Origin of the sequence: Brachybacterium sp. AOP24-D1-21 (assembly GCF_052378665.1) — a bacterium.
GTDB lineage: Bacteria > Actinomycetota > Actinomycetes > Actinomycetales > Dermabacteraceae > Brachybacterium.
On the sequence record NZ_JBQSXX010000001.1, the window covers coordinates 2,739,331 to 2,765,257 of the forward strand.

Annotated in this window: 22 protein-coding genes and 2 pseudogenes; 7 read left to right on the plus strand and 17 right to left on the minus strand. The window is 71.1% G+C overall.

Features of this window, described 5'->3' with window-relative positions; translation table 11 throughout:
* Positions 1–82 precede the first annotated feature (82 nt).
* Positions 83–955: a hypothetical protein gene (locus ACT3UF_RS12275; protein ID WP_441443404.1), complete on the plus strand. Its 873-nt coding sequence runs from the start codon at positions 83–85 to the stop codon at positions 953–955.
* Here the strand turns inward: ACT3UF_RS12275 and ACT3UF_RS12280 are convergent.
* Positions 933–2,378, minus strand: a complete 1,446-nt coding sequence (locus ACT3UF_RS12280) for a DUF2079 domain-containing protein (RefSeq protein ID WP_345082086.1) — start codon at positions 2,376–2,378, stop codon at positions 933–935. The genes ACT3UF_RS12275 and ACT3UF_RS12280 overlap by 23 nt on opposite strands.
* A gap of 54 nt (positions 2,379–2,432) precedes the next feature.
* Between ACT3UF_RS12280 and ACT3UF_RS12285 the strand changes: the two genes are divergently transcribed.
* Positions 2,433–3,248, plus strand: coding sequence for a hypothetical protein (locus ACT3UF_RS12285; RefSeq protein ID WP_441443403.1), 816 nt, complete (start codon positions 2,433–2,435; stop codon positions 3,246–3,248).
* Between the two features lie 177 nt (positions 3,249–3,425).
* Positions 3,426–6,110: a S8 family serine peptidase gene (locus ACT3UF_RS12290; protein WP_444608365.1), complete on the plus strand. Its 2,685-nt coding sequence runs from the start codon at positions 3,426–3,428 to the stop codon at positions 6,108–6,110.
* A 222-nt stretch (positions 6,111–6,332) separates the two neighbouring features.
* On the opposite strand, the gene ACT3UF_RS12295 is transcribed toward ACT3UF_RS12290, so the two are convergent.
* The 7 genes and pseudogenes from ACT3UF_RS12295 to ACT3UF_RS12325 form a co-directional block, all read right to left on the minus strand.
* Positions 6,333–7,472 carry a sialidase family protein gene (locus tag ACT3UF_RS12295; protein ID WP_441443401.1) on the minus strand — a complete coding sequence of 380 codons (1,140 nt, stop codon included), beginning with the start codon at positions 7,470–7,472 and terminating at the stop codon, positions 6,333–6,335.
* Positions 7,469–8,185, minus strand: a complete 717-nt coding sequence (locus tag ACT3UF_RS12300; protein ID WP_441443400.1) for an N-acetylmannosamine-6-phosphate 2-epimerase — start codon at positions 8,183–8,185, stop codon at positions 7,469–7,471. The genes ACT3UF_RS12295 and ACT3UF_RS12300 overlap by 4 nt, the downstream gene beginning before the upstream one ends.
* Before the next feature lie 33 nt (positions 8,186–8,218).
* The gene (locus tag ACT3UF_RS12305) at positions 8,219–9,166 is read right to left on the minus strand and encodes an ROK family protein (protein ID WP_441443399.1); all 948 of its coding nucleotides are present in this window, start codon (positions 9,164–9,166) and stop codon (positions 8,219–8,221) included.
* On the minus strand, positions 9,159–10,115 hold the full coding sequence (locus ACT3UF_RS12310) for a dihydrodipicolinate synthase family protein (protein WP_441443398.1): 957 nt from the start codon (positions 10,113–10,115) through the stop codon (positions 9,159–9,161). Before ACT3UF_RS12310 ends, ACT3UF_RS12305 begins: the two co-directional genes overlap by 8 nt.
* Positions 10,116–10,212: 97 nt before the next feature.
* Positions 10,213–11,043, minus strand: coding sequence for an ABC transporter ATP-binding protein (locus ACT3UF_RS12315; protein ID WP_441443397.1), 831 nt, complete (start codon positions 11,041–11,043; stop codon positions 10,213–10,215).
* Positions 11,040–12,597: pseudogene (locus tag ACT3UF_RS12320) on the minus strand (dipeptide/oligopeptide/nickel ABC transporter permease/ATP-binding protein); the annotation flags it as partial. The gene ACT3UF_RS12315 and the pseudogene ACT3UF_RS12320, both read right to left, overlap by 4 nt.
* 13 nt (positions 12,598–12,610) lie before the next feature.
* Positions 12,611–13,063 (minus strand): annotated as a pseudogene (locus ACT3UF_RS12325) (ABC transporter substrate-binding protein); the annotation flags it as partial.
* A 554-nt stretch (positions 13,064–13,617) separates the two neighbouring features.
* Here ACT3UF_RS12325 and ACT3UF_RS12330 point away from each other — a divergent pair.
* Both ACT3UF_RS12330 and ACT3UF_RS12335 read left to right on the plus strand, forming a co-directional pair.
* Positions 13,618–14,358, plus strand: a complete 741-nt coding sequence (locus tag ACT3UF_RS12330; protein ID WP_441443396.1) for a FadR/GntR family transcriptional regulator — start codon at positions 13,618–13,620, stop codon at positions 14,356–14,358.
* A gap of 5 nt (positions 14,359–14,363) precedes the next feature.
* Complete coding sequence (locus ACT3UF_RS12335; protein WP_441443394.1) at positions 14,364–15,395, plus strand: aminoglycoside phosphotransferase family protein; 1,032 nt, start codon at positions 14,364–14,366, stop codon at positions 15,393–15,395.
* Positions 15,396–15,404: 9 nt separating this feature from the next.
* On the opposite strand, the gene ACT3UF_RS12340 is transcribed toward ACT3UF_RS12335, so the two are convergent.
* On the minus strand, positions 15,405–16,007 hold the full coding sequence (locus ACT3UF_RS12340; protein WP_441443393.1) for an LURP-one-related/scramblase family protein: 603 nt from the start codon (positions 16,005–16,007) through the stop codon (positions 15,405–15,407).
* 42 nt (positions 16,008–16,049) lie between these two features.
* On the opposite strand from ACT3UF_RS12340, the gene ACT3UF_RS12345 reads away from it, so the two are divergent.
* Positions 16,050–16,589 (plus strand): arsenic metallochaperone ArsD family protein, encoded by a 540-nt coding sequence (locus ACT3UF_RS12345; protein WP_441443392.1) that lies wholly within the window; start codon positions 16,050–16,052, stop codon positions 16,587–16,589.
* A gap of 5 nt (positions 16,590–16,594) precedes the next feature.
* Here the strand turns inward: ACT3UF_RS12345 and msrA are convergent, their stop codons facing one another.
* The gene (msrA, locus tag ACT3UF_RS12350; protein WP_441443391.1) at positions 16,595–17,287 is read right to left on the minus strand and encodes a peptide-methionine (S)-S-oxide reductase MsrA; all 693 of its coding nucleotides are present in this window, start codon (positions 17,285–17,287) and stop codon (positions 16,595–16,597) included.
* Positions 17,288–17,523: 236 nt separating this feature from the next.
* Here msrA and ACT3UF_RS12355 point away from each other — a divergent pair, with 236 nt between their 5' ends.
* Positions 17,524–19,308, plus strand: coding sequence for a hypothetical protein (locus ACT3UF_RS12355; RefSeq protein WP_441443390.1), 1,785 nt, complete (start codon positions 17,524–17,526; stop codon positions 19,306–19,308).
* Between the two features lie 31 nt (positions 19,309–19,339).
* Here the strand turns inward: ACT3UF_RS12355 and ACT3UF_RS12360 are convergent, their stop codons facing one another.
* The 7 genes from ACT3UF_RS12360 to ACT3UF_RS12390 all read right to left on the minus strand — a co-directional run bounded on the left by ACT3UF_RS12360 (position 19,340) and on the right by ACT3UF_RS12390 (position 25,922).
* Complete coding sequence (locus ACT3UF_RS12360) at positions 19,340–19,891, minus strand: hypothetical protein (RefSeq protein WP_441443389.1); 552 nt, start codon at positions 19,889–19,891, stop codon at positions 19,340–19,342.
* Positions 19,891–21,228, minus strand: a complete 1,338-nt coding sequence (locus tag ACT3UF_RS12365; RefSeq protein ID WP_441443388.1) for a DUF58 domain-containing protein — start codon at positions 21,226–21,228, stop codon at positions 19,891–19,893. The genes ACT3UF_RS12360 and ACT3UF_RS12365 overlap by 1 nt, the downstream gene beginning before the upstream one ends.
* Positions 21,225–22,247 (minus strand): AAA family ATPase, encoded by a 1,023-nt coding sequence (locus tag ACT3UF_RS12370; RefSeq protein ID WP_444501758.1) that lies wholly within the window; start codon positions 22,245–22,247, stop codon positions 21,225–21,227. Before ACT3UF_RS12370 ends, ACT3UF_RS12365 begins: the two co-directional genes overlap by 4 nt.
* Positions 22,244–22,750: a hypothetical protein gene (locus tag ACT3UF_RS12375; RefSeq protein WP_444501757.1), complete on the minus strand. Its 507-nt coding sequence runs from the start codon at positions 22,748–22,750 to the stop codon at positions 22,244–22,246. Before ACT3UF_RS12375 ends, ACT3UF_RS12370 begins: the two co-directional genes overlap by 4 nt.
* A complete protein-coding gene (locus ACT3UF_RS12380; RefSeq protein WP_444501756.1) occupies positions 22,747–23,586 on the minus strand; it encodes a DUF4129 domain-containing protein in 840 nt (279 codons plus the stop codon). The genes ACT3UF_RS12375 and ACT3UF_RS12380 overlap by 4 nt, the downstream gene beginning before the upstream one ends.
* Positions 23,583–24,869, minus strand: coding sequence for a THUMP-like domain-containing protein (locus tag ACT3UF_RS12385; RefSeq protein WP_441443384.1), 1,287 nt, complete (start codon positions 24,867–24,869; stop codon positions 23,583–23,585). The genes ACT3UF_RS12380 and ACT3UF_RS12385 overlap by 4 nt, the downstream gene beginning before the upstream one ends.
* Before the next feature lie 66 nt (positions 24,870–24,935).
* Complete coding sequence (locus ACT3UF_RS12390; RefSeq protein WP_441443383.1) at positions 24,936–25,922, minus strand: NADP-dependent oxidoreductase; 987 nt, start codon at positions 25,920–25,922, stop codon at positions 24,936–24,938.
* Positions 25,923–25,927 lie beyond the last annotated feature (5 nt).

The following is a 25,927-nucleotide window of genomic DNA, read 5'->3' on the forward strand; positions in this document are numbered from 1 at the left end:
CCCTGCCCCTCAGCAGATCATCGGAGGGCATGCGCCAGTATTCTGAGCCGAGCACAGCACAGCACAGTCAGGGAGAGCATCGATGAGGTCTGGGTCGAGCAGGCGACGCGCCACCGGCATCCGCAGCAGCGCGCCGCTGACGACCCATCAGGGCCTGCTGCGTGCACTGGCGATCGCGAGCATCGTCGGGGTCGGTACGGTGACCGGTTTCGGAGCCGCCGGGATGGGACCGCTCGCCGCCCTCGCCGGTGACGCCGGGGAGAGCCCCGCCGAGCTCCCCGTCGCGACCGATCCCGCGACGCCCGCCCCCTCGGACGGCGGCGGAGCCCCGGACCCCGCCGGCACGCCGATCGCACCGGTGCCGACCGAGCCCGCCGCAGAGACCACGCCGGCGGAGACCGAGAGCGCCTCGCCCGAGGAGACGCAGCCGGCACCCACCGAACCTGCGGAGGATGACCCCGGGCGTGAGGCCGAGGGTGGGCGTGACGACGGCTCCACCGGCAATGACTCGCCCCGCGGCGGCAATGGCGGCTCCTCCGACGGCGGCACCAAGCCGGGCAACGGCTCCGGCGGCGGTAGCTCGACCCCGCCCTCGGCGCCGGAGACTGGAACTACCTCGCCTCCCGCGGAATCCACGACGCCGAGCGACGATCCTGAGTCTGGGAGCCCGGACCCCGGGCAGGAGACACCTGAAGACGGTGACTCTTCGACTCCCGGGGACGGTGACTCCTCGACGCCGGGGCAAGGCGACTCCACCACGCCAGGGGCTGGCACCGGCGAAGAGACCGCAACGAACCCGGAGAGTTCCGCCGATCCCGATCCCGAAGGCGCTGAGGGCGGCAACGGTTCAGGCGGCGCTGAGGGCGAGGGCGCCAGCGATCACGGAGCGAACCAGCGGGGAACGAACCCGCAGGGGCTGAATCAGCAGAGCACTACGGCCGGCACACGACGGTGAAGCCGCCGTCCTCGAACTCCGTCTGATACTCCGCGTCCCACTGCTGCTGTGCCCAGCTCGGCAGATCCTGCGGCGGGCCCTCGCCCCAGGAGAAGGCGTAGTCGTCGCTGAGCACGCAGTCCGGCACCCGTTGATTGGGTCCGTGCAGCCACTGCACGTCATGGTCCGGGACCGCCTGGGCCATCAGCGTGATGTCCACCGCGAGCACTGACCCGTCGGGCACTGCCGCGAGCGCCTCCGCTGCGGGCTCCGCCCGCCAGGTCGGCTCCCACAGCTGGGGCCGCAGCACGTCGAGCACCGGCATCGCCGGGCCGAGCAGCAGGGTGACCGCTGCGGAGGCGGCGACCGCGGTGATGCGGATCCGGCGCACCGGGAGCGGAGCATCCCGCCGCCACCAGGCGGTCGCGCGTCCTGTGCGTCGATCCCCGAGGGCGTCCAGCATCGCGGCCAGCGCGATCGGCATCAGCACCGCGTTGTAGTGCCAGTACCAGTCCCAGTAGAACTCGACGGTCCCGGTGAAACGCCAGGCGAGGGTGGGCAGCATCAGCGCGATCAGCGGTGAGCGGCCACCGATCAGGCCCGCGACCAGCAGCAGCATGAGCACTGTCAGCCACTTCACCGGCGGCCAGAACACCTCGAGCGGGGAGCCGAGGTTGTCGGTGTAGTCGTACTGACCGGCAGTGTTCAGCAGCGGCAGGAGCACGAAGGTCGACAGCACGAACCACCCCGCGCCCCACCCGGCCAGCGCCCATCCCGCACGGCGGTCGCGCGAGTGCTCGCGGTGGCGCAGCGCGATCAGCACCCCGAGCAGGGCGACGGTGAGCCCCAGATCCTCCTTGACGAAGACCAGCGGCGCCGCCCACAGCACTGCGTCGAGCACCCTGCCGCGCAGCAGCGCCGTCAGCGACAGCGCCAGCAGCGGCACCGCGAAGGCGATCTCATGGAACTGGACCGATGCTGCGGACTGCAGCCCGAAGGAGAACACATATGCGCCCCCGGCGAGGGAGCCGAGCCCCGGGCCCAGGCGGTCGATCGCGAGGCGGGTCAGCGGGATCGCGGACACCCCGAACAGCAGCGCCTGCGTCCACAGCAGCGCCTCACCGGAGGGCCAGGCCCACCACACCGGGGCCAGCATCACCAGCAGCGGATGGAAGTGATCGCCCAGCAGATTCACCTCGTCCCCCTTGATGGGGACGATCGGGGCACGCAGCTCCCCGTAAGCGCGTGCGAGCTGGGTGAAGATCCCCAGATCCCACGAGCGGGCGACGAGATGGTGGAACTGCTGGGAGCCCAGCATCCCGTAGGCGAGGGTCGCGGCGAGGGCGAGCAGTCCGGGCACCAGCCGTCGCGAGAGTCCGCCAGCATCGGGGGTCTCCGCTGTTCCGTGCTGGGTCACGGAGCGGGCGTCGGCCGGAGTATCCACGGTGCGAGGGTATATGCCATGACCGGAGGAGCCTCCACGCTCTACGATTCGCCTATGACCTCGAACTCCACGGCTTCCCTGCTCCGCTCCGCCGCCGCTGCGGCCACCATCGGCGGGCTCAGCCTCATCGAACCCCGACGGCTGGGCCCATGGTCGCGCGCCGCGTACCGGATCGGTACGGCAGGGGTGAGCGGTCTGCTCGTCGCTGACACCACGCGCGAGGAGGAGGTGATGCTCTCGCGAGGCCTGGACGGTGTGATCATCGGCGCCGCGACGCTCGGCCTGATGGATCTTGTCGAGCATCTCGATGCCCGGATCGTCGATGCGATGGGCCGCCGCGGGATCTCCCGGCCTCGCCTGGTGCTCGCCGCGCTCGGCGCGGCCGGAACTGTCGCGATGTACGCACTCGACACGTACCGGGCCTCGGAGGAGCACGGCACGGAGATCGAGGAAGACGTCGAGGAGCGCGAGCTGCCCACCCCGGTCCGGGACCTCGTGGACCTGTTGCTGGCGGCGGAGGGTACGGACCTTCCCGGTGCGGCGGCACTGCATGCCCAGCTGCCGGAGGCGAACGCACACGGTCCCTCCGAGGAAGCTGCAGAGGTGTGGCTCTCCGTGCCCGAAACCGCCGAGCGCGCGGTTCCGCGCCAACAGACCTGGCCGGTGCGTGGCGTCTTCACCCAGAAGGGCCATCGCTTCCAGGCCGAGCTGCAGATCGACGACGGTCTGCTGAGCATGCTCAGCATCGTCCTCGCCGACGACATCGAGGAGGCCGACGTGGATGCGGCGCTCGAGCACCTCTCGGGCACGGACTTCTCGCTGCCCGGGTCCGACGAGATCAAGATCGTCCGCGAGACGGCGACGCCCTGACCGGCCGAGGCCGCCCCAGCTTCCGCGGGAATTCTTCGGTTCTCGGCTTCGAATCGCTGATTCTCCCTCCTCGGCTGGGCAGTTCGTGATGGAATGCTGAGCGCCGGTGCGCACCGGAGGGCCCGGGCGCGATGATGCGCAGCGCACCGCTCATCCCATCCCCGGAGGAATGCAACGATGCACTTCAACCGTTCACGTCTGCTCAGACTCCGCGGCGCGCTCGCGGCCGGCGCCGGTGCGGCCCTCGTGGCCGGCCTGCTGGTCGCCCCGCCCGCTCTGGCCGAGGGAGGCTCTCCCGAGATCCTCGGCACCGCTTCCGAGCTCGGCGTCGAGGTTCCCACCCCCGACGACGTGCTCGATGTGGCCGAGACCGCGATCCCAGGCCGCTGGCTCGTCCAGGTCGATGGCGCCCCCACGCTCCGCGGCGGCAGCGCCTCGACGAACTCCCGCGCCCAGGAGCAGGTCCACGAGCGTGCGGAAGCCGCCCAGATCCCGATGGAGGTCGAGGAGACCTTCGTGGCCGGCTGGAACGGCATGTCCGTCGTCATGGACGATGCCGACGTCGCCAAGCTGCGCGATGTCGCCGGCGTGACCGCCGTCTACCCGGTGCTCGAGGTCTCGATGCCCGAGCCCGTCGACGCCGCACCGAAGGACGTCTACGGCAACGCCATGACCGGCGTGGACCAGGTCCAGCAGGTCGACGGCCTCACCGGTGAGGGCGTCACCGTCGCCGTCATCGACTCCGGCATCGACTACAACCACCCCGATTTCGGGGGCTCCGGCACCAACGACCAGACGGCGGACTTCCCGGGTGAGCGGGTGGTGGGCGGTTACGACTTCGTGGGAGATGACTACGACTCCCAGACCGGGGTCCCCGTCGCCCCCGACGAGTACCCCGACGACTGCGGCGGCCACGGCTCCCATGTCGCCGGCATCATCGGCGCCGACGGCGAGGTGCTCGGCGTGGCACCCAAGGTGGACCTGCTGTCCTATCGCGTGTTCGGCTGCGACGGCTCCAGCAGCACCGAGGTGATCCTCGCAGCGATGGAGCAGGCGATGGAGGACGGCGCCGACGTGGTGAACATGTCCCTCGGCGCGAGCTTCGTGACCTGGCAGGACTACCCGACCGCACAGATGTCCGATGTGCTCACCGATAACGGGGTCACCATGGTGATCTCCGCCGGGAACGAGGGCGTCGCAGGCACGTTCTCGAGCGGCGCCCCCGGGGTCGCGGCCGACGCGATCACCGTCGCATCGGTGGACAACACCCACTTCCGCTCGCCCTACGCGACTGCGGCGGATGCCGAGATCGCCTACAGCGGCGCCACCGGCGGAGCGGCGATCCCGACCTCCGGTGAGTTCGCCCTGATCTCCGCTGGAGCCCCGGGCAGCGCAGCAGGTCAGGCCTGCGACCCCTCCGCCGTCGTTCCGGCCTCCGGTCCAGGTCAGGCACTGCTGGTCGAGCGCGGGGTCTGCTCCTTCTACGAGAAGGCCTTCTCCGGCCAGGCCGCCGGATATGACGCCGTGATCCTGTACAACAACGCTCCCGGCGCCGTGAACCCGACGGTCGAGGGCGATCCGGCGATCACGATCCCCGTGGTGATGATCAGCCAGGATGACGGCCTGGCGCTGCAGGAGGCGGCCGCCGCCGGCGACGTCACCTGGGCCTGGCAGGACGGCACCGTGACCCTCGAGAACCCGACCGCGGGCCTGGTCTCGGACTTCTCCTCCTACGGCCTCACCGCAGAGCTGCAGCTCAAGCCCGACATCGCCGCCCCCGGCGGTTCGATCTGGTCGACCGTCCCGCTCGAGCAGGGCGGTCACGGCGCCAAGTCCGGTACGTCGATGGCGGCGCCCCATGTCGCCGGCGCCGCGGCGCTGCTGCTGGAATCCTCTCCGGAGCTCACCCCTCGTGACGTGAAGACCGCGATGATGAACACCGCAGATCAGCTGACCTGGTCGCTGATCCCGGACGTCGGCTACCTCGAGCCGGTCCACCGTCAGGGTGCGGGCCTGCTGGACATGGTCGGCGCCGTGCACACCGCTACCCGCGTCGATGAGCCCTCGATCTCCCTCGGCGAGGGTGAGGACGGCCCGAAGACCGTCACCCTCACGGTCCACAACGATTCCGAGGCGGAGCAGACCTACCAGGTCGGCGTCCGCCACGGCATCGCCACCGGCCACCCCGCCTATGACCCGGCGTTCTATGACGCCGCAGGCATCGCCGAGCCCGCCGCCGACACGGTGGCGGTGCCCGCCGGGAGCAGCACCGAGCTCGACGTGGTCCTCGGTGAGGCCTTCGGCGAGGACGGCATCATCTACGGCGGCTGGATCACCCTGACCGGCGCGGAGGATGACATCGTCGTCCCCTTCGCGGGGCTCTCCGGTGACTACCAGGCGCTGCCGGTGCTGGATCCCCAGGGCCTGGGCCTGCCCGTCCTCGGCGTCTCCGACGGGGCCGGCAGCGTTCTGCTGGATCCCGATGGCGGCCACACGTACACGATGCAGGACGGGGACATCCCCTACCTCGCGTACTACTTCGGATACCCGGTCGAGCGGCTCGAGATCAAGGCCTACTCGATCAACGGGGGAGGGAAGGCCAAGCCGGTCAACCCCTCCGTCGGCCTGATCGACGCCGGCGATCACCTCGGCCGTTCGGCCGCACCCGAGGTCTACGGCTGGGACGGCAGCTACGCGCTGAAGAACCAGAAGTTCAAGACCGTGAAGAACGGGGACTACATCCTCGAGATGCGGGTGCTGAAGCCCCTGGGTGATCCGGCGAACCCGGACCACTGGGAGACCTTCACCTCCCCGCAGTTCACGATCGACAACCCGAACCCGGGCAAGCCCGGAGCTCGCTGAGCGGGGCCTCGCTGAGCGGGAGCGCACTGAAACGGAGCGCACCGAGTCGCGGCCCGCTGAGCCTGACCCAGCGGACCGCATGACGGAGGGCGGCGGCACCATCACGGTGCCGCCGCCCTCTGCCTGCGAAATCGGCTCCGAGCTCCGAGCTCCGAGCTCCGAGCTGCGAGCTGCGAGCTGCGAGCTGCGAGCTGCGAGCTGCGAGCTGCGTCCGGCGGTCGCTCAGGCTGGCAGCTGATCCGCGGTGATCCGTGCGAAGCGGATCTCGCGGGCCTCGACCTCCCAGAGCACTCCGATCACGCCGTCATCCAGCGCCTGGACCACGGAGTAGTCCAGCGGACCGGGTTCGAACACGAGCACCTTCTGCCAGGTCTCCCCGTCATCGTGCGAGGCGCTGAGCGTGCCGCGGATCCGGGCGAAGCGGTCGTGGGCACCGGTGAACAGCAGCTCCCGTGCCCGTGGGTCCTCGGCGCCGGCATCCGGCCAGCGGCTCGCCAGCTGGGCGTTGTTGCCGGGATCGAGGAACTGCACATCGATCCCGGGGTTCTGCCAGCTCTCCCCGCCGTCGGCGGAGACCGCGATCCGTCGGTGCCCGCCGCGGGCGTGATCGCGCGAGTTCAGCAGCACCCGGCCGTCCGAGAGCTCCACGATCGTGGTCTCGTCCATGTCCTCGCCCACCGGGGCTCCGCGCTGCCAGCTCTCGCCATGGTCGTCGGAGAAGAGCACATAGGAGCGCACCACCTCACCGGCGGCCGGTCCCTCTCCCGCACGGCCACCCTCGCGGAACCAGCCGCAGTAGGGCTGCAGCAGTCTGCCGGCGTGCGGTCCGCGACACAGCACGATTCCGGCACCGGAGGTCGGGAATGCGGTGCGGAGCAGCTCCGGGGGAGCGGCGACCGCGGTCACGGAGCGGAACTCCCAGCTGCGGCCGGAGTCATCGGAGAGGCCGACGGCGGAGCCCATCACGTCCCGGTCCGCGTCATCGGTGCCGGCCACCGCGTCCCAGACCCCGCGGTCCTTCGCATGGGTGTGGAAGACGAACAGCCTGCCGGTGGCGGGGTCGTGGAGATAGCTGGGATCGCAGTACCACTGGCGGTCTTCGCGATCCGCCGCGCGGAGATCCTCGAAGGGGCCCCAGCTGCGGCCTCCGTCCAGGGAGCGTCGCTGCACCAGGCCCGTCGGATCCGGGACGTCCTGACCGGTGTCGCGGCCGTCGAAGGCCGCCAGCAGGTGCCCGTCGCCGAGATGGATGAGCCCCACGATCCGGTACCGGGGCCAGGGCCCTTCCCCGGCGCGGGCGAGCACGGTGTGCGGGACCGGGGCGTCGGGGACCGGCGCAGGGGAGGAGCCCAGTGAGATCATCGCAGCCGAGTGCCCGAGGCGGCAGTGTCCGCAGCATCCTCCACTGCGGTGCGGAACCAGCGGGTGATGCTCGTGGGATGCGTGATCGCGGTGCCGACCACGATGGCGAAGGCCCCGGCGGCGCGGGCGTCGGACGCCTCCTGCGGGGTGTGGACCCGCCCCTCGGCCACCAGTGCCGAGGTCGCGGGCAGCTGCTGCGCGAGCTCGCCGAGCAGCTCGAGATCGGGTCCGTCCGTCGTCGGGCGCGCCGCGGTGTAGCCGGCGAGGGTCGTGCCGATCAGCTCGATCCCGAGATCCGCGGCGATATGCGCCGACTCGAGGCTGTCGCAGTCCGCCATCAGCGGTCCGTCGAAGCGCTCGCGCACGGCCGTGACGGTCTGGGCGAAGGTGCGCCCGTCAGGGCGGGGACGGGTGGTGCCGTCCAGGGCGAGGATGTCCGCGCCCGCGTCGATCACCGCGAGGCAGTGATCGAGGGTGGGAGTGATGAAGACTCCCTCCTCCCCGTCCTTCCAGATGCCGATCACCGGCACCTCGACGGCGGAGCTGACCTGGCGGATGTCGTCGAGCCCCTGCGCGCGCACCGCTGAGGCGCCGCCCTGTTCCACTGCGGCGGCGATCTGCGCCATGGTGCGGGGATCGCGCATCGGCTCTCCGGGATAGGCCTGGCAGGAGACGATCAGTGAGCCCTCGAGCGGGGCGACCAGAGGATGCAAGAGAAGTCCTATCGGCGGAGTGGACGGTCGGTGTCAGGCGGTGAGGTCGTCGAGCGCTCGAGCGGCGGCACCCAGCAGCGCGGCATGCTCTCCGGCGCTCGCTGACAGCACAGGGGTGGACGCGACGACGTCCATCGCCTCCTGCGCGATGCCAGCGGTCACGGCATCGCGCCACGGCGCTCCGGCTCCGTGGACACCGCCGGTCAGGGCCACCACCTCGGGATCCAGCACGTTCAACAGCGCCCCGATCACCCGCCCGGTCGCGATACCGGCGACCCGGTAGGCCTCCAGCGCCGTGGCGTCCCCGGCGATGGCCGCGGCGGCGAGCGCTCGGCCGTCGCTCAGCGAGCTGTCTGCGCCGAGGCGGGTGGCCAGCTGGAGGATCCCCGGCCCGGAGGCCAGTCCCTCCAGATGTCCCACCCGGCCGCAGGGGCAGGGCACCCCTGCGGCCTCGGGGACCGGCACATGGCCGACGTGGCCGGCGGCGCCGTGCGCGCCGAGGACCCCCCGCCCGCCGAGCACGTGGCAACCGCCGATGCCGGTGCCCACGGCGATCAGCAGGAGCGAGTCCCGGTCGCGACCGGTCCCGAATCGGGCTTCGCCGAGCCCGTGGGCGTGGACGTCGTTGAGCGCGCTGACCGGCACTCCGAAGCGGTCGGCGAGGGGGGTGAGGAGGTCGGTCCCGGCCCAGCCGGTCAGGGAGGCGGTGGCGTGCGAGACCCGTCCTCGGCCGCTGTCGATGACACCCGCTGAGGAGAGGCCCACCGCCTGCACCCGTGAGCCTGAGCGCACCTGGTCGGCGAGGTCCGCCGCGGCGCCGAGGATCGCGGCCGGTCCGGCGGTCGCGGGCGTCGGCACCTCGGCCACTCGTTCGAGCCGGGGCGCGATGCCTCGCTGGGCGTCGTCGGCTCCCGCGCCGTGCACCAGCGCGGCGCGGATCTTGGTGCCCCCGAGGTCGAGGGCGAGGACAGGATCAGGCATCCGTGCCCCCGTCGGTGAACGCCCCCTCGAGCAGCCCCGTCTGCTCGAGGATCGCGCGGATGCGACCCACCGCGTCCCCCTCGATCGGGGACATCGGCGTGGCCATCGTGTTGGTGGAGAAGATCCCCAGCTCCCGCAGCGCGGTCTTGAAAGCGCCGACGCCGGCGGCCGGGCCGACCTTGTCGGTGGGCTGGAAGACGATCTCGAACAGCTGCGCGAGGTGCTCCTGTTCGCGACGCACCTGCTCCCAGTCGCCGGCCTGGGCGGCCTGGTGCATGCGCACATAGCCGGCGGGGTCCACGTTGCCGAGCCCTGGCACGGAGCCGTCGGCCCCGGCGAGGTAGGCGCCGTCGACAACCACCTCGTGGCCGGTCAGCAGCGTCAGCGGGGAGCCCGCAGCACGGTTCGCGGCAGCGAGCCGCCGGAAGCCCACATCGTCGCCGCTGGAATCCTTCACCCCCGTGATGATGCCATCGTTTCCGAGCCGCAGCATCTGCGCGGCGGAGAGCTTCGTGTGCACGCAGACGGGGATGTCGTAGGCCCAGATCGGGCGCTCGGTCACGGCGGCGACGGCGCGGAAGTGGGTATCGATCTCCTCCGGTCCGGTGATCGCGTAGAACGGAGCGGTGACCACATAGCCGGCCAGATCGAAGCGCTCGGCGGCGCGGACGTGCTGGATCACGCGGTCGGTCTGCATATCGATGACGCCGGCGATCACCGGGACCTGGCCGGCGACGGTGCCGGTGACGGCCTCGAGCACGGCGGCGCGGCGGGCGTCGTCCCAGAAGGCGACCTCCCCGCTCGAGCCGAGGGAGAAGATCCCGTCCACTCCGCCCTCGAGCAGGTGGGCGACCAGCCGCTCGAGCGAGGGCAGGTCGATGTCGCCGTTGGCGGTCAGCGGGGTCAGCAGCGGGGGGACCACACCGGTGAGGGTGGAGGGGGAGGTCATGGCGGTGGTGCTCCTTCGAAGAACGGTGGATATCAGGATGTTCGGAGTGGGGCTGTCACAGCAGCGATGTCACAGCAGTGCCGTCACAGCTGGGCTGTCACAGCAGCGACGGGGCTGCGGCCAGCAGGGCTCGGGTGTATTCGTCCTCGGCGCCCTCGAAGATCTGCTCGACGCTGCCATGCTCGATGACCTTCCCGTGGTGCATCACGGCGATGGTGTCGGAGATGAAGCGGACGGTGCTGATGTCATGGGAGATGAACACCAGTCCCAGCCCCAGCTCGTGCTTGAGGTCGGTGAGCAGGTTCAGCACCTGGGCGCGGACGGAGACGTCCAGGGCGCTGGTGGGCTCGTCGGCGACGATGATCTCGGGCTCGAGCGCGAGGGCGCGGGCGATCGCGACGCGTTGCCGCTGCCCGCCGGAGAGCTGGCGCGGCAGCACCTCGAGCGCGGACTGGGGCAGCCCCACCAGGTGGAGGAGGTCCTTCACCCGGGCCAGGCGCTCGGGCTCGGTGCCGATCCCGTGCACGCGCAGCGGGTCGACCAGCGTCTCCCGCACCGCCAGGCGCGGGTTCAGCGCCGTCGCGGGATCCTGGAAGACGACGGACACCTTCCGGCCCAGCTGCTTGCGGGCCGCGCCTCCGCGCCGCAGCGGCTGGCCGTCGAAGAAGACGTGACCGCTGGTGACGGGCTGCAGCCCGGTCATCACCCGGGCCAGGGTGGACTTCCCGGAACCGGATTCGCCGACGATGCCGAGCACCTCGCCGCGGCGCACGGAGACGCTCACCCCGTCGACGGCGCGGATGGTGTCGGGATGCAGCAGGCTTCCGCTGCGCAGGCGGTGGACGACGTGGACGTCGACCAGCTCGATCGTGGGCTGCTCCCGGCCGGCGGTGTCCGAGGTGAACTGCGGGGTGGAGTCGGTGGTCATCGCGGATCTCCTGCCAGAGGTGTGGGGACGGTGCCGGTGGTGGCCACGAGGTGACCGCTCATCCCGATCTCGACCAGTCGCGGGTGCGCGGTGGGATCGGCCGACGGATCCAGCGAACGCGGGGCGAAACGGTCTCCGGCGGCGAAGTCGCGGGGTGAGGGGACGGTGCCGGGGACCTGGTGCAGGCGCTCGGCGCCGGCCTCGATCGACAGCACCGAGCCCAGCAGGCCGCGGGTGTACTCGTGGCGGGGATCGATGAGCAGCTCGTGGGTGGTGGCCTGCTCCATGACCTGACCGGCGTACATCACGGTGATCCGGTCGGCGAGCTGGGACACCAGGGCGAGGTCGTGGCTGACGAACACCATCGCGAAGCCGAGCTCCTCCCGCAGCCGGTTCAGCAGGTCCACGACCTGCTTCTGCACGGTGACGTCCAGGGCGGTGGTGGGCTCGTCGGCGATCACCAGCTTCGGGTCGCGGGTCAGGGCCATTGCGATCAGCACCCGCTGGCGCTGACCGCCGGAGAGCTCATGCGGGTAGGAGTTCAGCATGCGCTTCGGATCCAGGCCCACCAGCTCCAGCAGCTCCTCCGCGCTGCGGGTCCCGCCGCGGCGGGTCAGCTGGGCCATCTGGGAGCGGATCAGCATCGAGGGGTTCAGCGAGCTGAGCGCGTCCTGGTAGATCAGCGATCTCGTGGCCGCGCAGGGCGTTCATCTGCTTCGCGGGCAGGGACAGCAGGTCCACACCGTTCAGCAGCACCTTCCCGCTGATCCGTGCGGTGCGGGGCAGCAGACCCATCACCGCGAGGCTCGCCACGGACTTGCCGGAGCCGGACTCGCCGACCAGTCCCATCGTCTCGCCGGGTCGCACCTGGAAGGAGATCCCGTCGAGGATGTCCGTCCCGCCGTGCGCGGAGGGGAAGGCGACCCGCAGGTCCTGCACCTCGAGCAGAGGCGCGGACACGGTCTCGGAGGCGACGCGCTCGGGCCGGGACAGCTCGGCGCTGCGCAGGGCGGAGAGCGACTCGAGCAGCAGCCGCTGGGCGGTCTCCTCGTCGGTCGCACCGAGCACCTCGTGAGGGATCTCGTGCGCAGTGCTGGCGGGGCCAGCGGCAGCAGCGACGGCGGACCCGGACCCGGACCCGGACCCGGCGTCGAACCCGGACCCGGACCCGGCGCCGGCGTCGGTACCAGTGCCGGGTCCGGTGCCAGCCTTCCGGCCGTCGACCGCGGCCTCGACGAGGGACTGCTCATCGGCCTCGACGTCGACCTTGACCTTGACGCGGGGGCTCGCCATCGCGTCGGTCAGGCCTTCGGAGAGGATGTTCAGGGCGAGCACGGTCAGCAGGATCGACAACCCGGGGAAGAAGGTGGGCCACCAGTAGCCCGACAGCAGCAGCTGCTTGCCGTCGGCCAGGATGTTGCCCCAGGAGGGGCTGGGCGGCTGCACACCCGCGTTGATGAAGGACAGCGAGGCCTCGAGCACGATCGCATCGGCGACCAGCACGGTCGCGAACACCATGATCGGGGCGATGCAGTTGCGTGCCACGTGCTTGATCGACGATCTTCGAGGCGGCGGAGTTGTCGGTCATCTTCCAGGGGCCCGAGCCCACCGGGTTCGAATCGAAGGCCTTCGGATCAGCTTCGACAGCAGCCTTCGGCACGATCTTCACCGTCGACAGCCGCTCGGCGAACACTCCGGTGGGGTGGAGGAGGGTGAAGGTGACGGTGGTGTCGTCCTTCTTCTCGATCGTGTCGATGAAGGGGATGAACTGCGAGTACAGCGACGCGTTCGCCGGGTCCTTGACCCGCTCGAAGGAGAAGACGACGTCGTCGACGGTGACGGGGGAGCCGTCGTGGAAGACCGCACCCTCGCGCAGGGTGACGTCGACGGTGTCGCCCTCGGCCGAGGGGACCTCGGTGGCGAGCGCCGCGTACACCTCACGCGTCACGGGGTGCAGCTCCGTCAGGCCCTCGAGGGTGTGCCAGTTAACCGCGACGGTCAGCGCCGCCGAGGTGGTCATCGGGTCGTAGCCGTTGGTGCCAAGCTCGTAGCTGATGGCGGCGTTGATGTGGCCGTCCGGATTCGCCTCCCCCGCGGGGGCACCGCCGCCGTCGGAGCCGCTGCCGCCGTTGCCGCCGTCACCTCCGCTGTCGCTGGGTGCGCAGGTGCCGATGCCGGCGACGATGCCGGCCGCGCCGGCGATGGCGGCGGTGCCGCGGAGGAAGCCGCGTCGGCCGAGCCGACCAGTGGAGTTGGAGATCACCGTTGATACATCCCTTCGGAGGGTGGTCCCGGCGCCGGTGGCGACGGGGATGGTCACGCCGTCTTCGCGAGTCGGCGGGAAGTCCGCCACCTCGCGAAGATCAGACGTATGATGTCTGATGACTGGGAAGAGTGCATCACGGATGGCGTGATCGCCACCACCCCAGAGAGCGGTCGTCACCGAATGGTGACCACGCGGCTGTGAGGTCGCCACGCACGAGGAAGACCCTCCGGACCGGAACGCGGCGGAGGGCCGGGCACGGCATGATGAGACCTGTGTCGCACACTGCGGCGGGTCCGAGAGGAAGAGGCATGGTGCGCAGCAGAGGCACGGGCAACAGCGCTGTCGAGCGGATCCAGGACCTGATCCTCGTCGAAGGGCTGGTGCCGGGAGATCCCATGCCCACCGAGAGCGCGCTGTGCGAGCGGCTCGAGATCTCACGCTCCTCGGTGCGCGAGGCCATGCGCACGCTGGCCTCGCTGGACATCGTCGAGGTGCGGCACGGGCACGGCACCTTCGTGGGGCAGCTCTCGCTCTCCCCGCTGGTGGACGGGCTGCTGTTCCGGGCGCGGCTCGACGACGGCAACGACCTGCGGGCCCTGCGAGAGGTGGTCGAGCTGCGAATAGCCCTCGATCTCTCGGTCGCGGATCAGCTGGTGGCGTCCTATCAGGACACCACGAACCCCGAGCTCGAGGGGCTGGTCGAGCAGATGCGGGATCTCGCCTCCGCGGGCCGCCCCTTCCCCGAGGCGGATGCCGCCTTCCATACGGCGCTGTTCTCACACCTGGACAACGGGCTGCTGCGCCAGCTCGCGCAGGCCTTCTGGGAGATCCACACCGTCGCCGTCCCGCTGCTCGAGCTCCCCCCGGCCGAGGACATCCTGGACACCGTCAACGCCCATCAGGCCATGCTCACCGCCCTCGAGACCGGCGACGCGGACGCCTATCGCCAGGCCGTCCACGCGCACTACCTCCCGCTGGGAAGGGTGCTGGACGCAGCGGCGAAAGCTCAGAGCTCGGCCGCGGAGCCCGCCGCAGCAGAAACGGTCTGAGGCCTGTGCACCTGAGCGAGGTGCTCGACGACGCGAGGGCTCGTCCCTGGGCCGCGCAGCCCTGGGCGCGGGACCTCCTCGATGCACTCCCGGATCGGCTGCGGGCGGTGCTGTCCCGCTGGGAGCTCACCGTGGTCCGGACCTTCGCCGACGGGGCCGAGCTGCCCGTGCTCGAGGTGCACGGACGCACCACCGGCCCCGCCGTCCTGAAGCTCAGCGGACACGGCTCAGATCATGCCCAGCAGGTGCGGATTCTCCAGGCGGCCGACGGGCGCGGCTATGTGCGAGTGCTCGAGCAGGCCGACGACCTCCGTGCGGTGCTGCTGGAACGTCTCGGCCCCTCGCTGTGGGCGTCCGTCCCCGACCCCGTCGCCCAGTCCCTGGCCCTCGCCGACCTGCTGCCCACCACCTGGGAGCTTCCCGTCGCCGTCGGCGCACCCTTCACCCCCGCCCAGAAGGCCACCTCGCTGCTGGCCCTTGTGGACGGCGCGCTCGAGAGCGGGCTCGCGAACGACGTGCTCGAGGGCGCGAGCGGTGGGGCGCTGGAGCGCGCGAGCGGTGGGGTACTGGAGGGTGCGGGCGGTGGGGTGCTCGGGGGCGTGGGCATTGAGCCGGGGGAGCGCGAGGTCCTCGAGCGGGCGCGGGCCCTCGCCCTCGAGCTGATCGCCGATCCCTCTCCGCGCCAGGTGGTGCTGCACGGAGATCCGCATCCGGGAAATGTGCTGCGTCGTGGGCCGGAGCATGTGTTCATCGACCCTGACGGATTCCTCGGAGAGCCGGAGTATGACCTCGGGGTGGCGCTGCGGGACCACCAGCGGGTGATCGACGACCTCGATCATCGCGAGGGAGTCGGTGCAGGGCGGCGCTGGCATGCACGGCTCGTCGCGCAGCTCGCGGAGCGGCTCGAGCTCGACGCGGAGCGGACCGCGGCCTGGGCAGGGCTCGAACGCGTCACCACCGCGATCCACCTGGCGAAACTGGGCTGGGCCGAGGAGTCCAGGGCCTGGCTGCGCACCGCGCAGCGGATGCTTCGGTGACCGCCAGACTCAGTTGTTGCGCGACTTCTTCTGCCGGATCAGGTCCAGCACGATGCAGCCGCCGATGACCGCCAGCCGCAGCTGAGGCGGCGCCGTCGGGTCCATCGCGAGCACATAGCGGCTGTGGCCGAGGAAGCCACGGGAGAGCCCGCCCCACTGCCGGGCGACCGTCGCGGCGACGAATCCCTCGACCTCGACGGTGAAGTCCATCCCCAGCATGTCCCCTTTGAGCTCGAGCGAGGGTCCGCCCACCACCGAGATCCCCACACGTGTCGAGAAGAGCGCGAAGTGACTGATCACCTCGGCGAGCGGAGCGCCCTCGGGGGTCGAGAGCTCGAAGCGGTCGAAGCCGATGCCCGGCGGATCCTGGACGTGCAGCAGCGGTGTGCCGTCGGCGTCGGCGACATCGAGCGCGCGGCTCCCTGCGAAGAGCCGTGACACCCCGCTTCCCGAGGTCGTGACGTGCCCGATCACCTGCTCGCCGGTGGCATCGAGGATGTCGAAGTCGTTGGACATGAACCCGGTGATCTGCTGCATCACCAGGGTGTCGTGGCCGAGGAGCACGGAGCCGGGAGCTGGGTTGGGCATAGGGGTGGGTGCGGAGGAGTCCATCGCCACAGTGTGCCAGGCGTCCAGGGCGCTACCGTGGTGCTCATGAACGTTGTGGACGAGTCTGCGCAGCAGGCCGCACTGGACATCTTCCTGCCCTCCCCGCCGCCCGACGTCGAGCAGCAGGAGGCCTTCCTCGACGAGGCCGCGGCCCTCGCGCTCGCCGGCCAGCCGATCACCGTCTACCTGCAGGACGAGGACGCCTGGGCCTTCGAGGAGTGCGAGCCGGTGCGTGCGCTGCTGGAGTCCGCAGGGGAATCCGCGCTGCCGGTGACGCTGCTGGGCTTGGACATCGTGGTCAGCTCCGTCTACCCCACCACGGAGCAGATGACGCGCTTCGCCCAGGAGGGAGGTGCACCGCGGGCACCCCGCTCAGCGGCGGCGTCGGCCTGCGGACCTGGCGGTGCTCCCGGCGCGGGCGCTGTTCCGCTGCCGCGCGAGGCGGGTGGCTTCGCGGCGCAGCTGCTGGGTGTCGCCCCGGCTCCGGCACGGCCCGAGGGTGGGCCGGACATCGGCGCACGACGGAACCTCATGGGCGGGGACCACGGCGACGGGCTGCCCGGCCAGGAGGCCCCGGCCCGCTGAGTCGCTCAGAGCGAGCAGGCCACCCCGTTGAACCCGTGGTTGCAGTAGCCGCCGGGATTCTTCTCCAGGAACTGCTGCTGCTCGGGCTCCGCCGTGTAGTACACGCCGTTGCCGGCCTCGGACAGCGGTGACAGCTCGGTGGTGATGGCACCTCGCCCGGCCTCGTCAAGCGCCTGCTGATAGCGCTCTGCCGAGCTGCGCACGACCTCGCCCTGCGCTGTGGACGTCCAGTACACGGCGCTGCGGTACTCGGTGCCGACGTCATTGCCCTGACGGTTGGCGGTGGTGGGGTCGTGCTGCTCCCAGAACTGTGTGAGCAGGGCGCGCAGCGTCGGCTCTCCACCGGAGTAGATGACGCGCACAGCCTCGGTGTGACCGGTCTTGGCGGAGAAGACCTCTTCATAGGTGGGATGCGGCGTATATCCGCCGGCATAGCCCGAGGAAGTGGTGTGCACGCCAGGGACCTGCCAGGCGATGCGCTCGATGCCCCAGAAGCAGCCGCCGGCGAGGATGATCTCCTCGGTGCCCGCGGGCCAGGGACGCGGATCGACGGGGGAGTCCGGCCCGAGCATGTCGGTCCCGAGCACGAGGTGCTCGCGCGCGAGCGGGTAGGGATAGCGGTCGCGGCCGGGGAGGGCGTCTTCCCGCGCGACCATTTCCTTCTTGTGCCCGTACAGGAGGTCCATCATCTGCCACATGCCCCTCACGGTAGTCCTCGCCGACCTGCCGTGGAGGTCTGGAGCGACGTGGAACACCTGGGTTCCGCCCAGGGCGTGACGCACGGCGTGACCCTTCCTCCCCACCACCCCTTCGTCCACATTCGGGATGCAGACCTGGTGCTGCCACGGAGCGGAGCGCACGCTTGTTCGAACAGCACGACAGCCCCGGACACAGTCGTCCAGGACCGTGACCAGGCGTGAAGGAGGGCAGAGGCATGAGCGCCAGCGCGATGCAGTGGACCACTGACCTCGAGCTCCTTCTCGACGCTGCACCGTCCCTGGAACAGCTCCCCAGGGGGCATGACGACGCCCTCATCGATCTCATCACCGCCATGGAGCACGGCAAGGCCCGCCTCGCCGCCGTGCAGGCGCAGGCAGAGACTGTCTTTCACGACTCTCAGATCCGGGAGCAGAAGCGCCTCGGGGTGCCGCGCGATGAGCTCGGACGTGGCATCGCCGACCAGATCGGTCTCGCGCGCAGGATCGCCCCCAAGCAGGCCTCCGATGAGCTTGCGCTGCGACGGATACTCGTCACCTCGATGCCGCGCACCACTGCGCTGCTCGGCGCCGGGAAGATCAGCGAGTGGGCCGCCCACATGGTGGCGGCCAATGTGGTGGTCCTCGACGACGAGGACCGTGCCACCATCGATGCCGAGTTCGAGGCCCGGCTCCCGAAGGTCACCGCAGGCCGCGCGAGCGACATCACGCGGGCGCGGGCTATGGAGCTCGACCCTGGAGCGGCGGTGGCTCGGAACCAGCGAGCGGTCAGCGGCCGACGGGTCACGCTGCGCCCCGCCGTGGATGGGATGTCGGTGCTGCGAGCGGTCCTCCCGGTGAAGGACGGCGTCGCCAGCTTCGACGCCCTCACTCGCGCCGCCAAGGCCGCCAAGAGCGGGGGTGATCCTCGGGGGAAGGGTCAGATCATGGCCGATACGCTCGTCGAGCGGACCACCGGGGTGGAGACCGTGGACGACGTTCCGGTGGAGGTCCAGCTGCTCATGACCGATCTGACGCTGCTCGGCGAGGACGTCGAGACTGCCTGGATGGGCGGGATTCCGATCCCTGGCCCGGTCGCTCGCGACATCGCCCTCGGCACCCGCACAGCGCCCTCCCGGCGCCAGCCGGATGTGCACGAAACGCCACCGTCTGAGCTCGGAGATGAGCCTGCCGCGCTCGCCCTGCCTGCCCTGCCTGTCGACGACGCCGAATCACGCTCCGCTCACGCGCACCCTGCCGAGCTGGCCGCGTCGGATGGACCGGCACTCGCCGGTTCGCCCGAACAGCCGATAGTGCCTTCGCCGCCGACCGAGGTGACCGCAGAGCCGTCGACCACTTCACCTGCCGGCCTGCCGAACGAAGCCTCCGCAGGCCCGAAGAATGTCATGCCCGCAGCACCGTCGGCCGGTCCTCCTGAGGAAGAGCTCGAGACCAGCCCACCGGATCCCGCGACGGCCGCAACAGATTCGCGGGAGGTGACCGAGGCGAAGCGCTGGATCAGACGCCTCTACACCGACTCGCCCACGGGCGATCTGACAGAGGTGGACGGCCGCCGTCGGCTCTTCCGCGGCGAGGTCCGACGCTTCATCCTCACGCGGGACCAGCGCTGCCGCACGCCCTTCTGCGATGCCGCGATCCATGACGTCGACCATGCGCACCGCCACGCCGATGGGGGCAGCACCGACGTCGGCAACGGCGTGGGCCACTGCCAACGGTTCAACCTGGCCAAGGAGATGCCCGGATGGACCTCGACCTTGGACCCCGCCGCCGATGAGGAACCAGGTCTGCTCACCATCGAGACGCCCACCGGGCACCGATATACCTCGACCTCGCCGCTGCTGAGGCGGCTCCTCGACGGGCCCGACGGAGAGCGGGCCAGGATCCTCCCGAACGCGCCGGAGGAGTCTCAGGACGCTCAGGGCCAGACGGACGCTCAGGCCCAGCCGGACGTTCAGCAGCGCACGGAGGACGAAGCGCCGCCGGACTTTGCAGCCTCAAGGTGAGGCGGTGACCCAGTGCTCTTTCGCTGCGATCTCACCGCTCGCGGGGCAGCACCGTGATGAACAGTCCGATCGCCGCGAGCACTCCGAGCACCATCATCCAGGGACCGAGCTGCACCCCTGCGAGCCCTGCCACCAGCAGCCCGCCCAGCAGGCTCAGGACGAGCACCGGGAGCAGCCCCTTGCCGGCGAGTAACCAGGCGCTGCGGGCAAACACGCCGTGCACGGGAATCGTCGCCGCGAGGGCGAAGGCGCTGTGCGCGATCAGCAGCAGGAGCCCGATCCCGGCGGTGCGCAGCATCGAGACCTCGCCCAGGCCGAGGACTCCCAGCACGATCCCCGCCGGTGCCAGCAGCCCCAGATCGGTGTCCGGGTTGCGGAACTGGAACAGGAGCCCCAGCGCGACCGTGAGGGTGATCAGGACGGTGCCGACGTGGGTGAACAGCCCCGTGACCCCGAACAGCATCAGCAGCGCGAACACCGTCGCGGCGGTGCCGGTGATGCGCAGCAGCCACTGCGTGGCGCTCACCTTCTGCAGCTCGAGCAGCCGCTGGGCGACGGGATCGACCACCTGTCCCATCCGCATCAGGACCTCCTCATCCGGGGCGCCGTACGGGCCGCCGAGAGTGACAGCAGCACGGGGGCGAGAGAGCTCGGACCTTCCCAGGCCGTGACCGGCACACCGGCTTCGCGCAGCTCGCGCACCGTCTTCTCGCGCAGCAGGCGGCGCATCGCCCAGGCTTCGGGCCAGAACCGGTCGGAGACCTTGCCATCGATACGCAGCGGCTTCCCGTGCAGCACCGAGGTGTCGCCGATGCTCGGCGGCAGGGTGTCGACCACGATGACGTCGGCCCCATGCGAGACCAGCACTCCGATCTGCGCGATCGTGTCCCGGCTCAGCAGCGGCGTGCACACCACGGTGAGGGTGCCCGAGCGCACCGAGCGCAGGCGCCGCGCCGGGCGCAGCGCGCCGGCATCCCGGCTGGCCCGTGACAGGGCGGCGGTCAGCACGCGCAGCTGGCGGGGACCGGAGCCGGGCGGCACCGGGCCGATGAGATGACCGATGTCGAACACCGAGACGCGGTCCCCGGCGGTGAGATAGTGACGGGCGATCGCCGAGGTCGCCCGGATGGTCATGTCCAGGCTGGTGGGCGCCTCCGCATCGGACCAGGGCGCGGGAGCGATATCCGCAATGGTGTCGGTGACGATCAGGACCTCGGTGTCCTGCTCGGTGAAGGTGGCGTTGGTGTGCAGCTCGCCGGTGCGGCTGGTGACGCGCCAGTTGATGCGATGCAGGCGGTCACCGGGGCGGAAGGTCCGCACCTCGGAGAGCGCGGTGCCATCGCCGCGGCGGCGGGACAGGTGCACCCCGCTGACCCCGATCGGGGTGGGCACCTCGACGGGGGCGTCGAGCACGGTGGAGGCGGGGACCACCTGCACCTCGGCAGGGGCGAGGGTCCGCTGGGCGCGGTAGGCGCCGAGTGCGTCGGCCACCAGCACGTGCATCGGGCCCACCCGGACCTTTCCCCAGCGCTGCGCGCTGACCCGCATCTGCAGCTCCCCGTCGCCGGCGAGGGAGCCGTGGCGCGGGGCGATGTCGGCGTGGGGCGGCATCGGCAGCGTCGCCGCGGTGAGCACCCCAGGGTCCGTGCGCACGGTGACGGCTGCGGTGCCACCCTCTTCGATGCTGCGGCGGTTCACCCGCTGCTGCGGATCCACCACCGCCCGCTCCTCACCGCGCAGGGTCCGTCGAGCCAGTGCCACCAGGGCCCAGACCAGCAACGGCAGCCCGACCAGGATGATGTCGGGCCGGCCCATGACCAGGGCGAGTGCGAGGGCGGCACCGCCGATGATCGCGGCCCGCACCAGCGCCGCCGTCGGCCGGGTCCGCAGCTCGATCTGCCGTGAGTCCCCGGAGCTCACGCCGAGGCCTGGGGGACCGGTTCGACCGCTGCGGGGACCGGCACCTGCCCGAGGACCGCGTCGACCACGCCGGCGCCGGTCGCGTTCTGGAGCCACAGCTCGGGCTTGACGGTGACGCGGTGGTCCAGCGCGGGATGGGCGAGTGCCTTGATGTCCTCGGGGACCACGTAGGAGCGCCCCCGGATCACCGCGAGCGCGCGGGCACAGGTGATCAGGGCGAGGGTGCCTCGCGGTGAGGCGCCGACCAGGGCGTGCTGGTGGCTGCGGGTCGCGGCGGTGAGCTCGACCGCGTAATGACCCACCGAGTCCTCGACGTGGACATCCTCGACGGCCTGCTGCACGCCGAGCAGCCCGGCGGCATCCAGCACCTCGGGCACGATCTGCTCCTCGCGGCGGCGATCGATGCGGCGGGAGACCACCTCCCACTCCTGTGCGGCGGTGGGATAGCCGAAGGAGAGTCGCAGCAGGAAACGGTCCAGCTGCGCCTCGGGCAGGGGATAGGTGCCCTCATGCTCGATGGGGTTCGCGGTGGCGAGCACATGGAACGGGTTGGGCAGCTTCCGGGTGGTGCCCTCGACGGAGACCTGCCGCTCCTGCATCGCCTCCAGCAGCGCGGACTGGGTCTTCGGCGGGGTGCGGTTGATCTCGTCGGCCAGCAGCAGTCCGGTGAACACCGGGCCCGGACGGAACACGAACTCGCCGGTGCGCTGGTCGAACACCTCGGCGCCGGTGAGATCCGCCGGCAGCAGGTCGGGAGTGAACTGGGCACGCTTGAAGGGCAGCCCGAGCGCCTGCGCGAACGACCTCGCGGCGAGCGTCTTGCCCAGGCCCGGGAGGTCCTCGAGGAGCACGTGCCCGCCGGCGAGGATGCCGGTGAGGACCAGTTCGAGGGACTCGCGCTTGCCGACCACGGCGGTCTCGACGGCGTCCAGCACGGTGGCGGCGGCAGCGGTGGCTTCCTGGGGCGACATCGCCCGGGGCGTGAGAGCAGTGGGGGTATCAGGGGTGGGGTCGGTCATCGGTCCCTCTCCTCGCGCGAGGCGAGCTCGGTCAGGCAGCGGTGCAGGGCACGTCGGTCGATGGGGCCGACGGGATGGGTCTCGGCATCGGGGTGGCGGGCGATCTCGAGCAGCCGCTCCAGGCCCGTGCTGAGTGCGGGGGCTTCGGGGTCGCGGGCACGTTCCTCCGCGATCTCGCCGAGCGTGCGGGCGAGGCCGCGGCTGGTCATGCGGCGGCTGGGCTGGGCGCCATGGGCGAGATCCTCGAGCCGGCGCACCCGCGTGTCCTGGGCATGGGGCAGCGCGTAGTCGGCGTCGAGATCGAGTTCGGGGGCATGGAGCTGATCGGCGCGGTCAGCGCCCTCGTCGATGATCCACCAGATCGCGCCGCAGGCCAGGCCCACGGAGAACAGGATCGGCAGCGGCAGGTACAGCCCGAACAGCGTGCAGATGAAGTACAGCACCAGGGCGAGCACCACGCCGATCGCCAGCTTCACCAGCAGCGGCAGCCAGGAACGGATCATGCGTAGCCCTCCTCAGCCGGGCCGTTCCCAGCCGGGCCGTTCTCCGTCGTGCCGCCGCCGAGATCCGCGGTCAGCCCGTCGAGCAGGGCGAGTGCCTCCTCGCGGTCCGACTCCACCAGGGGCTGGGGGTCGAACAGCGCCCGACGGTACAGATGTGCGAGCCGATCCAGCGCCGAACGGTCGAGGTCCAGGGCGCCGAGCACGGCGACGACGAACTCGAGCGTGGTCTGGGAGGGGGCGCGCCGCACCCCGGCCTCGGCGATCGCGCGCTCCAGCGCCAGCCAGGCCGCGATCACCGCGTCATGGGCGTCGACCACGGTGGACAGATGCGCACGGGCATCCTCGAGCGCGGCCATCGCCTGCTCGGCGGTGAGCTCATCCTCATCGGCGTATCCGGCCAGCGCAGGCGCAGGCCGGGCGAGCTTCCGCATCCGGTACGCCACCCAGATGGCGAGGGCGAGGAGGATCACACCGAGCACCACCAGGGCGATGATCAGCCCGGTGTTCGGACCGTCGGGATCCGGCGGCTGGGTGGGGAGGTCCTGGGTGGCCCAGTCCGGCTCGTTGTAGTCCTCACGAGCGGGAGCGAACTTGTACTCGCCCTCGGTCTCCCCGGTGTACACCGCGCCGGGGCCCCGGTCCGCGGCGGCGCCGAGGGCGACCAGGCCGATCGCGCCGAGGGAGACCACCAGCAGCAGCACCGCGACCAGACGGCGGTGGGCATCGACGCGGGGGGAGCTGTCCGTGCTGCGGGCAGCGTCAGCTCCGGCGTCGGCGTCGGCGTCAGCGTCAGCAGTGGTGGTGGTGCTGCTGCTGGCGCCGTTCCCGGTACTCATCGGACGGCCTCCTGCGCGGTTCCCTGGGCGGCGGGGCTCGGATGCGGGGAGGCGACGATCACGGACTGCTCCCCGCCGATGCGGGTGAGGATCAGGGTCGCGGATTCGTCGCCGAAGCGGCGCGGGCGCAGTTTGCGACGCAGCTCGTCGGGCTCCACGGCGGTGCCGCGCTTCTTGATCTCCAGAACGCCCAGGCGATGCTCCCGCAGGTAGGCGGTCAGCCGCTTGAGGCCGAAGGGCATCACGTCACGCACTGTGTAGCCCCGGACGAAGGGGGTGCTCACCAGGCGGTCGCCGGTGAGATAGGCGATCGTCTCATCCAGGGTGTGGGCGCCGAGGTGCTCGGCGAGAGTGCCGATCAGTCCGGCCCGGATCACGGCGCCGTCGGGCTCGTAGAAGTGGTCCCCGACCGTGCCCGGCGTGGGATCGCCGGCGGAGTCGACGCCCCGGTCCAGGCGGTGCGCACCGGCGTGGTCGATGAGCAGGGCGGAAGAGAGCACTCCCTCGCGTGCGAGCGGCCCGCACCAGGCGGCGGCCTCGAGGACCTGCCCGTGGTAGGACAGCCACTGGACCTCCACCTCGCGCGGCAGCGCCTCCCGGGAGACGGCAGGGCCGAGCTTCGCGCCGAGCGGTCCCAGCTCGTCGGCGGTGCCGAGCCGGCGCGCCAGGTCCAGGACAGCGGACAGCGGCGGCTCGTACTCCTCGGGGTCGTGCAGGCGCCGGGTGCCGCCGCGGGAGGGGGCTCGGCGGGCGGGATCCAGCCAGATACCGTCGGTCGACGTCGGGTCGTGCTCCGCGGCGTCACCCAGCTGGGCGCGCGCGTTCGGGAAGGGGCGCAGGTTCACGGTGGCCACGGTGACTGCCGCGGGATCGCGATCCACCGCCGTCACCTCGAGCCCCAGCCCCGCCATCGCCATCGAGTCACCGCCGATGCCGCAGCCGAGGTCGGCGACGCTGCCCACTGCGGCGCGCTGGAAGCGCTTGGCGTGGAGCGCCGCGATCGGCAGACGGGTGGCCTGCTCGAGACCGTGCGGGGTGAACAGCATGGAGGAGGCGAACTCCCCGAACTTGTCCGCAGCGCGTGCGCGCAGCCGCGACTGGGTCAGCACGGCGGCGACCAGCTCGGGGGAATGCCCGGCCTCACGCAGCTGCGTCGAGTGCCGCAGCACGTCGTCCTCACGATAAGGAGGCAGGGAGTTCAGCAGCGCCCAACCGCTGGGATGCAGCACCGGCTCCAGGGCACGGAGGGCGGCGTCGGCATCATCGGCAGAGGGCACAGGCATGAGAAAAGGGTACCTGCTGGACATGTGTCCGGGCTCACCGCCGCGAGCCGGTACGTGCCCCGCGGCTCAGGCGCCGATGTCCAGCACCAGCTTCCCGCGGGTGTGGCCCTCCTGGAGCCGCACATGCGCCTGGTCGATCTGACTCATGGGCAGCACCTCGGAGACCTCGAGCGGGTAGCGACCAGCGCGGATGCCCTGAGCCAGGCGGTCCAGCCGCTCCCGGCTCTGCACGATCGACGGGATCCTAGCCTCGATGCCCCGCTCGAGCGCCGGGGTGAGATCCGCGAGCGTGGGCAGGGCGACGATCCGGCCGCCGGGGGCGAGCTGGTCGAGGCTGGGCAGGAAAGTCGCGTGATAGTGGGTGTCGAGCACGACGTCGACCCCGCGGCCTTCCGTGAGGCGCTGCAGCTCGGAGCCCCACTCGCCGGTGTCATAGGGGATGGGCACCGCGCCGAGCTCACGGATCCGCTCGACGTTCGCGGACCGTCCGGTGGCATAGACGGCAGAGGCGCCGGCCTCGAGCGCCATCGGGATCAGCAGCTGTCCCACCCCGCCGCTGCCACCGTGGATCAGCACCGTCTCGCCCTTCTCGATCCCGGCGGTGTCCCGCACGGTGGCGATCGCGGTGAGTCCCACCAGCGCCAGCCCCGCCCAGCGCGGCAGGTCCTCCTCGGGGATCTCCCCGGGCACTGGGGCGAGGTCATCCGCCGAGATCGCGATCACCTCGGCGGCCACCCCGCGGTGATCGCCGGGGCCGCGCATCCCGAACACCCGCGTGCCCTCGGTGAGGCCGCGAGAGCCCAGCTCGGCCTGATCGAGCCCGGAGCCGGCCCCGACCACGGTGCCGACCATCTCCCGACCGGTGCCCGCCGGCAGCGGCAGATCCTTCGCCCGCCCGGAGGAGCCGTCGCGGATCTTGAAGTCCAGCGGGTTCAGGCCCGCGAACAGCACCTGAACGAGCACCTCGTCGGGCGCGGGCTCAGGGGTGGGGGCGTCGGTGTGCAGGGTCAGGACCTCTGGGCCGCCGAAGCGGTCGAAACGAATCTCACGCATGGACC

Coding starts and splice junctions, on each gene's coding strand:
- ACT3UF_RS12275 (WP_441443404.1), top strand. CDS start 83: ATGAGGTCTGGGTCGAGCAGGCGACGCGCCACCGGCATCCGCAGCAGC.
- ACT3UF_RS12285 (WP_441443403.1), top strand. CDS start 2,433: ATGACCTCGAACTCCACGGCTTCCCTGCTCCGCTCCGCCGCCGCTGCG.
- ACT3UF_RS12290 (WP_444608365.1), top strand. CDS start 3,426: ATGCACTTCAACCGTTCACGTCTGCTCAGACTCCGCGGCGCGCTCGCG.
- ACT3UF_RS12295 (WP_441443401.1), bottom strand. CDS start 7,472: ATGATCTCACTGGGCTCCTCCCCTGCGCCGGTCCCCGACGCCCCGGTC.
- ACT3UF_RS12305 (WP_441443399.1), bottom strand. CDS start 9,166: ATGCCTGATCCTGTCCTCGCCCTCGACCTCGGGGGCACCAAGATCCGC.
- ACT3UF_RS12310 (WP_441443398.1), bottom strand. CDS start 10,115: ATGACCTCCCCCTCCACCCTCACCGGTGTGGTCCCCCCGCTGCTGACC.
- ACT3UF_RS12315 (WP_441443397.1), bottom strand. CDS start 11,043: ATGACCACCGACTCCACCCCGCAGTTCACCTCGGACACCGCCGGCCGG.
- ACT3UF_RS12330 (WP_441443396.1), top strand. CDS start 13,618: ATGGTGCGCAGCAGAGGCACGGGCAACAGCGCTGTCGAGCGGATCCAG.
- ACT3UF_RS12340 (WP_441443393.1), bottom strand. CDS start 16,007: ATGGACTCCTCCGCACCCACCCCTATGCCCAACCCAGCTCCCGGCTCC.
- ACT3UF_RS12345 (WP_441443392.1), top strand. CDS start 16,050: ATGAACGTTGTGGACGAGTCTGCGCAGCAGGCCGCACTGGACATCTTC.
- msrA (WP_441443391.1), bottom strand. CDS start 17,287: ATGTGGCAGATGATGGACCTCCTGTACGGGCACAAGAAGGAAATGGTC.
- ACT3UF_RS12355 (WP_441443390.1), top strand. CDS start 17,524: ATGAGCGCCAGCGCGATGCAGTGGACCACTGACCTCGAGCTCCTTCTC.
- ACT3UF_RS12360 (WP_441443389.1), bottom strand. CDS start 19,891: ATGCGGATGGGACAGGTGGTCGATCCCGTCGCCCAGCGGCTGCTCGAG.
- ACT3UF_RS12370 (WP_444501758.1), bottom strand. CDS start 22,247: ATGACCGACCCCACCCCTGATACCCCCACTGCTCTCACGCCCCGGGCG.
- ACT3UF_RS12375 (WP_444501757.1), bottom strand. CDS start 22,750: ATGATCCGTTCCTGGCTGCCGCTGCTGGTGAAGCTGGCGATCGGCGTG.
- ACT3UF_RS12380 (WP_444501756.1), bottom strand. CDS start 23,586: ATGAGTACCGGGAACGGCGCCAGCAGCAGCACCACCACCACTGCTGAC.
- ACT3UF_RS12385 (WP_441443384.1), bottom strand. CDS start 24,869: ATGCCTGTGCCCTCTGCCGATGATGCCGACGCCGCCCTCCGTGCCCTG.
- ACT3UF_RS12390 (WP_441443383.1), bottom strand. CDS start 25,922: ATGCGTGAGATTCGTTTCGACCGCTTCGGCGGCCCAGAGGTCCTGACC.